The organism is Hydrogenophaga electricum (assembly GCF_030160815.1).
GTDB lineage: Bacteria > Pseudomonadota > Gammaproteobacteria > Burkholderiales > Burkholderiaceae_C > Hydrogenophaga > Hydrogenophaga electricum.
Genome location: NZ_BSPB01000093.1, coordinates 1 through 7,393, shown reverse-complemented (window position 1 = coordinate 7,393; position 7,393 = coordinate 1). Strand labels below are relative to the sequence as shown.

General features: G+C 67.8%; 9 protein-coding genes. All 9 read left to right on the top strand.

Annotated features, from left to right (window positions below):
• Positions 1-124: 124 nt before the first annotated feature.
• Complete coding sequence (locus QQK43_RS22325; RefSeq protein WP_234266033.1) at positions 125-523, top strand: NIPSNAP family protein; 399 nt, start codon at positions 125-127, stop codon at positions 521-523.
• Positions 524-567: 44 nt separating this feature from the next.
• Complete coding sequence (locus tag QQK43_RS22320) at positions 568-1,518, top strand: LysR family transcriptional regulator (protein ID WP_234266034.1); 951 nt, start codon at positions 568-570, stop codon at positions 1,516-1,518.
• 110 nt (positions 1,519-1,628) lie between these two features.
• Positions 1,629-2,564, top strand: a complete 936-nt coding sequence (locus QQK43_RS22315; RefSeq protein ID WP_284309516.1) for an NAD-dependent epimerase/dehydratase family protein — start codon at positions 1,629-1,631, stop codon at positions 2,562-2,564.
• A gap of 11 nt (positions 2,565-2,575) precedes the next feature.
• Positions 2,576-3,304, top strand: coding sequence for an SDR family oxidoreductase (locus tag QQK43_RS22310; RefSeq protein WP_284309515.1), 729 nt, complete (start codon positions 2,576-2,578; stop codon positions 3,302-3,304).
• 106 nt (positions 3,305-3,410) lie between these two features.
• Positions 3,411-4,484 carry a TRAP transporter substrate-binding protein DctP gene (dctP, locus tag QQK43_RS22305; protein WP_284309514.1) on the top strand — a complete coding sequence of 358 codons (1,074 nt, stop codon included), beginning with the start codon at positions 3,411-3,413 and terminating at the stop codon, positions 4,482-4,484.
• A gap of 70 nt (positions 4,485-4,554) precedes the next feature.
• Positions 4,555-5,067: a TRAP transporter small permease gene (locus tag QQK43_RS22300; RefSeq protein WP_234266038.1), complete on the top strand. Its 513-nt coding sequence runs from the start codon at positions 4,555-4,557 to the stop codon at positions 5,065-5,067.
• Position 5,068: 1 nt separating this feature from the next.
• Entirely contained in the window at positions 5,069-6,382 is a 1,314-nt protein-coding gene (locus tag QQK43_RS22295) for a TRAP transporter large permease (RefSeq protein ID WP_284309513.1), read from the top strand.
• Between the two features lie 30 nt (positions 6,383-6,412).
• A complete protein-coding gene (locus tag QQK43_RS22290) occupies positions 6,413-7,144 on the top strand; it encodes an SDR family NAD(P)-dependent oxidoreductase (protein ID WP_284309512.1) in 732 nt (243 codons plus the stop codon).
• A gap of 27 nt (positions 7,145-7,171) precedes the next feature.
• The coding region (locus QQK43_RS22285) for an SDR family NAD(P)-dependent oxidoreductase (protein WP_284309511.1) at positions 7,172-7,393 on the top strand (222 nt) is incomplete at its 3' end.

Sequence of the window (7,393 nt, the reverse complement as noted above, 5' to 3'; positions counted from 1 at the left end):
TGGGCAACGACCGCGCCAGCATGATGGGGGGCAACTACCCGGGTGCGGGCATCACCCACGGGCCCAACATGACTTTCGGTTTCCTCACGGGCAACCACATCGCCGACACGGCAGGAGTACGCGCATGAACCCGACCCCAACCCCCCTGGCCTGGCCTGTCAGCGCCGCCAGCAGCCTGAGCCGTCCCCTGGTGGACCACCGGGTCTACACCATCGCTTTCCGCAAGATGCCGGAGTTCCTGGAGGTCTTCAACCGCCTGGCCATGCCGATCCTGATGCAGACGCTGGCGCATCCCGTGGGTTTCTACACCAGCGTGGTGGGCACGCAGAACCAGTTCCTGCACCTGTGGGCCTACGAAGACTTCGCCGACTACGAGCGCCGCAGCCGTGCCCGCGATGCCCACCCCGACTTTCCGGCCTACCTGCAGGCTTCGGCCCACCTGATTACCGCGCAGGAGACGCGCCTCGTGCGCGCCGTGCCCATGCCCGGCTGGGTGCCGCTGCCGCCCACGTCCGCCGTCTGACCCGCGCGGCCGTATCGCGTGTGGCGCTCACAGGTCCCTCGCCGATGAAACGCGCGGACAGACACCCGCTCGACGACGCGCTGCTGGACGTCAAGCTGCTGCGTTTTTTGGAGGTGCTCTACAGCACGCGCCGGCTGGCGCGGGCTGCGGAGCAACTGGGACAAAGCGCGCCCACGGTCAGCATCTGGCTCAACCAGTTGCGCGATGCGCTGAAAGACCCGCTGTTCGTCAGAACGCCCAGCGGCATGCTGCCCACGCCGCGTGCCGAGCAACTGATGCCCTCGGTACGCGAAGCCCTGCGCGTGCTGCGTTCACTCAATGCCGAACCCCAGCCGTTCGACCCGTTGTCCGCCGACCGCGTGTTCCGCGTCTGCATCACCGATGGCGGCATGCTGACACTGCTGCCGCATGTGCTGGCGAGCCTGCGCCGCCTCGCTCCCCAGGTGCAGTTGGAGGTGATCAAGCTCGGGCCCGACGCCGGCACGCTGCTGGAAAGTGGCGAAGCCGATCTCGCCATCGGCCTGGTCCCCGAACTGGATACCGGCTTCTACCAGCAGGCGCTGTTCGACCAGGTCTGGGTCTGCCTGGTCAACCCCGAACACCCGCGCGTGCGCAATCGGCTCGACTGCGAGGCCTATGCGCGCGAAGGCCACATCGAAATCAGCCTCGGCACCGGCCACCGCATGCTCGCGGCCGCCCTGGAGCGGGCGCAGATCCGGCGCAAGGTGTTTCTGGAAATGCCGGTGTACCTGGGGGTGCCGGCCATCGTGTCGTCGAGCGACCTGATCGCGACCATGCCCAGCCGGACCGGCCATTCGCTGGCGCGCAGTTTCGGCCTGAACCTGTTCCCTTGCCCGGTGCCGGTGCCGCCGTTCACGGTCAAGCAGTACTGGCACGAACGCTTCCACCACGACGCCGGTCACCGCTGGTTGCGTGGTCTGGTCCAGGAGCTGTTTCTGGAGGGCAGCAGCCTGCGCTCGGACACCAGCCCCTGACTTTGCGAAACGCAAACTCCATGTTTGCGGTGGCTGTCTGTTGCGGCCCATACCCCGTTCCTAGAATGAAAACACACCCTGCGTTTCACAACAATCATTCGAGGAGCAACATGAGGGTACTGGTCACTGGAGGCAGCGGCTTCCTGGGTGCCTGGGTCGTCAGGCAACTGGCGGAAGCCGGGCATGAACCCCTGGTTTTCGACGTCGTCGGCGACCGCAGCAAAGTGGCGGAGATCGCCGGCCAGCGGCTGGCCCGCGACATGGTCTGGGTGGTCGGCGACGTGCGCAAGGCGCAGGACGTCGGGATCGCCGCCCAGGACTGCGACGCCATCATCCATCTCGCCGGAGTGCTCACGCCGGCCTGTCAGCAGTCGCCGGTGCGCGGCGCCGAGATCAACCTCATCGGCACGCTCAACGTGTTTGAAGCGGCACGCCAGCAGGGCATCGGCTCGATCGCCTACGCCAGCACGGCCGGCGTGTTCGGCCGGCACGACAGCCAGCAGCCCTGGCCCGAAACCCACTACGGTGCGTTCAAGCTGGCCTGCGAAGGCTCGGCCCGCGCCTACTGGCACGACGCCGGCGTCGGCAGTGTGGGTTTCCGTCCCTTCGTGGTCTACGGCCCGGGGCGCGACACCGGCCTGAGCGCCGGACCCAGCCTGGCCTGCCGGGCCGCCGCCCGGGGCGAAGCCTATGTGCTGCCCTTCAGCGGCCGCTGCGGCATGGTGTACGTGGAAGACGCCGCCGCGCTGTTCGTGCAGGCCGCCGTGCGGCGTCACCAGGGCGCGCACGTGTTCAACCTGGTGGGCGAAGAAGCCTCGGTGGACGACGTGATCGACGGCATCCGTGCCATCGTGCCGGAGGCCCGCCTGTCCAGTGAAGGGCCGACGCTGCCGATTGCCGTGGGACAGGACGAAGCCGGCCTGCGCGAGCACTTCCCCGACACGGTGCGCACCTCGCTGGCCGACGGCCTGAAAGCCACCGTGCGCTTCTACCAGGGCCAGCCCGCGCAGGCGCTGGACCGCAGCGGCAGCGGGGCCCTCGCGTGAGCGGCGCGGCCATGGACAACCGCGTGGCGGTGATCGCCGGCGCGGCGGGCGGGATCGGCCGTGCCATCGCGCAACGGCTGGCGCGCGACGGCATGCGCCTGGCGCTGCTCGACCTCGATGCGGCGGCCGTGCAGGCCCTGAGCGAGGAACTGCCGGGCAGCCTGGCGATGGCGGCGGACCTCACCGACGAACACAGCGTGCAGGACGCGATGCGCCGCACGGAGGCGCACTTCGGCCGGCTGGACGTGCTGGTGCACAGCGTGGGCGTGACCGGGCCTTCGCTGCCCGTGCACGAATACCCGGTGCAGGACTGGCAGCGCACGCTGTCCATCAACCTGCACAGCGCCTTTCTCTGCTGCCGCGCGGTGGTGGCACCGATGCTGCGCTCGGGCTTCGGGCGCATCGTCAACATCGCCTCCATCGCGGGCAAGGAAGGCAATGCGCAGCAGAGTGCCTACTCGGTGGCCAAGGCCGGTGTGATCGCGCTGACCAAGTCCATGGGCAAGGAGCTGGCCACCACACCGATCCGGGTCAACGCCATCGCACCGGCAGTGATCCACACGCCGCTGATCGACCAGATGACGCCCGAACTCCTGGCCACGGTGCTGGCCAAGATTCCCATGGGGCGTCCAGGGCAGCCGCAGGAAGTGGCCAACCTCGTGGCCTGGCTGAGTTCGGACGAGTGTTCGTTTTCCACCGGCTCCACCTACGACCTGTCCGGCGGCCGCGCCACCTACTGAGCCGCTCCGGCGGCGCGCGCTTTTGCATTGCCCGCCTTGCAGACACTGCAGGGCGGCCAACCGATGGCTCCCCGACGAGCCGTTTTTCCACCCAGAGGAGTCCAAGATGAAAACCGTTTCCCCTTCCGTGCACCAGCCGCAGCAAGGCTCCCGCCGGACGTTCCTGCGCACCGGTGCCGGCGTGGCCATGGTCGCCGGCGTGTCCGCGGGCCTGTCGCTGCCCGCGCTGGCCCAGGCCAAGCCCGTCACCCTCAAGGCGGTGATCCAGCACCGCAACGGCGAGTCCTACAAAAAGTGGCTGTGGCTGCAGGAGCAGGTCAAGGCGCGCACCCAGGGCAAGGTCGAGATCGAGGTCACCACCATCGGTGAACTCGGGCTGGGCGGCACCGAGATGCTGCGCGTGCTGAAGTCGGGCGTGATCGACATGGCCGAAATCCTGCCGGGCTACGTGGCCGGTGACTTCCCGATGATCGAGGCCTGCGACCTGCCGGGCATCTCCACGAGCTTCCAGCAGTCGCGCCGGCTCTACGACGCCTGGACCGAAAACGTGGTGAGCAAGAACGAAGCGGCCATGGGCGGCAAGATCGTCGGCTCGTTCTGCTGGTCCACGATGTTCATGTACACCAAGTTCCCGTTGGAGACGCTGGACGCCTTCAAGGGCCGCAAGATCCGTGTCTTCGCCCCGGCCCAGGCGCGCTTCCTGACCGCGCTGGGCGCCGAGCCGGTGAGCATGACCACGGCGGACGTGTACCCGTCGCTGCAGCGCGGCGTGATCGACGGCGCCATCACCGGCACCGAACACGTCAAGGCCAGCAGCCTGTGGGAAGTCACCAAGTACATGACCAACGTGAACATCCCGCCCATGGGCTCGTACGTGGTGATCGGCACGCGCGGTCTGGCCAAGGTGCCGGCCGAGTTGCGTGGCGTCTTCACCGATATGTACAAGGAGCTCAGCGACCTGGGCTGGAAGCTGGGCAGCGACAACGACCAGCTCGGCTTTGCCTACGCGCTGGAAAAGGGCATGGTCCTGACCAAGGAGGCCAAGCCCGAGTGGGTGCCGCAGCTCACGCGCATTTCCAAGGAAGACATCCTGCCGTGGTGGGCCGGCCGGGCCGGTGCGCGCGCCAAGCCGGCGTTCAACGAGTTCCTGGCGCCCATCGTGGGCTACAAGCTGAGCTGAGCATGGGGTGCGCCGCGCTCGTGGCGCGGCGCACGCCTTTTCCCCCACAACAAGAGACAAGAGGCTTCCCTTGCATGTCCTCCACCAACTGATGTCGCATCTGGCCCGCGGCATGGCCTGGATCAGTGGCCTGCTGTTTTTGCTGCTGGCGTTCTACATGAGCGGCGACGCGCTCAGCCGCACGCTGGGAGGCCCCTTCACCGGCGTTTCCGACCAGATCGCCGCGTTCTGCCTCTCGCTGGGCGCCACCTGGGCGCTGGCCCAGGGGGTCGTCACCGGCGCTCATGTGCGCTCCGACGTGCTGCTGCCGCTGCTGCCGGTGCCGGTCAAGCGCTGGTTCGGCGTGCTGGCGCTGGCCGGGCTGACCGTGTTCGCCTGGATACTGGCCTATTCGTCCTACCTGCTGACCATGGAGTCCTACGACATGGGCTCCACCGTGCCGCAGTCCATCATCGAGATGCAGCTCTACATCCCGCAGGCGGTGTCGACCGTGGGTTTTGTGGTGTTTGCCGTCACGGCGCTGCTGACCACCCTGGTGGCCATGACGCGCCCGGAGCCCATTGCCGAAGAGGGAGGCATCTGAGATGGCCGCCATTGTCGTTACCACCCTGTTCGCGCTCATCGGCTGCTTCCTGCTGAGCTTTCACATCGCCAGCTCGCTGGGGCTGACGGCCGCCATCGCGGGCGCGCTGCACATCGGCGAGATCTGGGGCTTTTTCGGCCAGATCCCGTGGAACAACATCAGCAACAGCGGCATGATCGTCGTGCCCCTGTTCATCCTGATGGGCGAGCTGCTGCTGCGCAGCGGCGTGACCGAGGAGCTGTATGCCATCCTGAGCAAGTGGATGGGCCGCGTGCCCGGCGGGCTGCTGCACACCAACGTGCTGGCCAGCGGGCTGTTCGCGTCCATCTGCGGCTCCAGCGTGGCCACCACGTCGACCATCGGCGCCGTTGCCCTGCCGGAAATGCGCCGCCACGGCTACGACGAAAAGCTGGCCATGGGGTCGATCACCGCCGGCGGCACGCTGGGCATCCTGATCCCGCCGAGCGTGATCATGATCATCTACGCCATCATGGCCGAGGTGTCCATCGCCCAGCTCTACATGGCCGGCATCGTGCCCGGCCTGCTGATGATGGCCGCCTTCATGCTGGTGATCTTCATCGTCGCGCTGGTCTCGCCGCAGCGGGCCCCGAAGCTGGAGACCCGCTTCACCTGGGGCGAGCGCCTGCGCGGGCTGACGGCCGTGCTGCCGGTGCTGTTCCTGCTGGGCATGGTCATGGGCACCATCTATGCCGGCGTGGCCACGCCGACCGAGGCCGCGGGCTTCGGCTCGGTGGGGGCGTTCCTGCTGGCGCTGCTCAAGGGCCGGGTCAACCGGCGCATGCTCAGCGAGACCTTCCTGGCGACCGCGTCGACCACCAGCATGGTGCTGCTGGTGGTGGTCAGCGCCTTCCTGCTGCAGTTCGTGCTCTCGCTCGGCGGTGTGCCGGCGGCGATCTCCAACTGGATCGGGGGTCTGGGCCTGTCGCAGATCGAGCTGATCCTGTGCATCGCGCTGATCTACATCGTGCTGGGCATGTTTATGGAGAGCATGGCCATGATCGTGTGCACGCTGCCGATCCTGCTGCCCATCCTGCACGCCGCGCAGGTGGACCTGGTGTGGTTCGGCATCCTGGCCGTGATCTTGGTCGAACTCTCGCTCATCACCCCGCCCGTGGGCATGAACCTGTTCGTGATGCACGGCCTGCGCACCCGCATGGACGGCGCCCGCGCCGGCCCGCTGACCGAGATCTTCGCCAGCAGCATCCCCTTCGTGATCGCGATGCTGGTGGTGCTGGGCCTGATCATCGCCTACCCCGAAATTGCCACCGGCATCGTGGCGCACATGAAGCAGTGAGCTGCCTCCATCCTTCTTTTCTGACCCATCATGAACCTCCCTTTTGAAGGCCGGTACGCCGTCATCACCGGCGCCGGCAGCGGCATCGGCAAGGAAACCGCCCGCGTGCTCGCCGAACGCGGCGCCCAGGGCCTGTTGCTGGCCGACCTCAACCTGGCCGGTGCCACCGAGGTCGCGCAGGACGTGGCCGCGGCCACCGGCTGCACCTGCCTGCCGTACCAGTTGGATGTGGCGCGCCCGGACCAGATCGAGGCGATGTTCGCTTTCGTCGCCGAGCGCTTCGGCCGCGTCGACGTGCTGGTCAACGGCGCCGGCGTCTGCACCTACCTGCCGGTCGAGGAACTGGACGCGCAGAAGTGGGGACGGGTGATGGACATCAACCTCAAGGGTTCCTACCTGTGCGCGCGCTCGGCCATCCTGCAGATGAAGCGCCAGCGCAGCGGCAAGATCGTCAACATCGCCTCGGTGGCCGCGCGCATCGGCGGCGTGGCCTCGGGCGTGGACTACGTGGCCTCCAAGGGCGGCGTGCTGTCCATGACCTATGCGCTGGCCAAGGCCTGCATGGGGCACGGCATCAACGTCAACGGCGTGGCGCCGGGCGTGATCGACACGCCGCTCATCTCGGGCCACGACTACCCCGAAGGCACCATCATCGGCCAGCCGCGCGACGTGGCCAATGTGATCGCCTTCCTGGCCAGCGACGACGCCCGCCATGTGCAGGGCTGCACCATCGACGTCAACGGCGGCCTCTACATGCATTGAACGCAGCACCGCAGGGAACCTCATCACATGCAAGACAGCACAACCGAACACATCCTGGTGACGGGGGCCACCGGCGGTATCGGCCTGGGCATTTGCGAGGCGCTGGCCGAGCGCGCCCGCCGCGCCGGTAGCCCGCTGCGCCTGAGCGTCGCCAGTTCGCGGGCGGGCGAGCGCCTGGACCGGCTGGTGGCCGAGCTGCGCACGGCCGGCGTCGCCGCCCACGGCGTGGCCGGGGACGTGACCGACCCC

Coding starts and splice junctions, on each gene's coding strand:
- QQK43_RS22325 (WP_234266033.1), top strand. CDS start 125: ATGAACCCGACCCCAACCCCCCTGGCCTGGCCTGTCAGCGCCGCCAGC.
- QQK43_RS22320 (WP_234266034.1), top strand. CDS start 568: ATGAAACGCGCGGACAGACACCCGCTCGACGACGCGCTGCTGGACGTC.
- QQK43_RS22315 (WP_284309516.1), top strand. CDS start 1,629: ATGAGGGTACTGGTCACTGGAGGCAGCGGCTTCCTGGGTGCCTGGGTC.
- QQK43_RS22310 (WP_284309515.1), top strand. CDS start 2,576: ATGGACAACCGCGTGGCGGTGATCGCCGGCGCGGCGGGCGGGATCGGC.
- dctP (WP_284309514.1), top strand. CDS start 3,411: ATGAAAACCGTTTCCCCTTCCGTGCACCAGCCGCAGCAAGGCTCCCGC.
- QQK43_RS22295 (WP_284309513.1), top strand. CDS start 5,069: ATGGCCGCCATTGTCGTTACCACCCTGTTCGCGCTCATCGGCTGCTTC.
- QQK43_RS22290 (WP_284309512.1), top strand. CDS start 6,413: ATGAACCTCCCTTTTGAAGGCCGGTACGCCGTCATCACCGGCGCCGGC.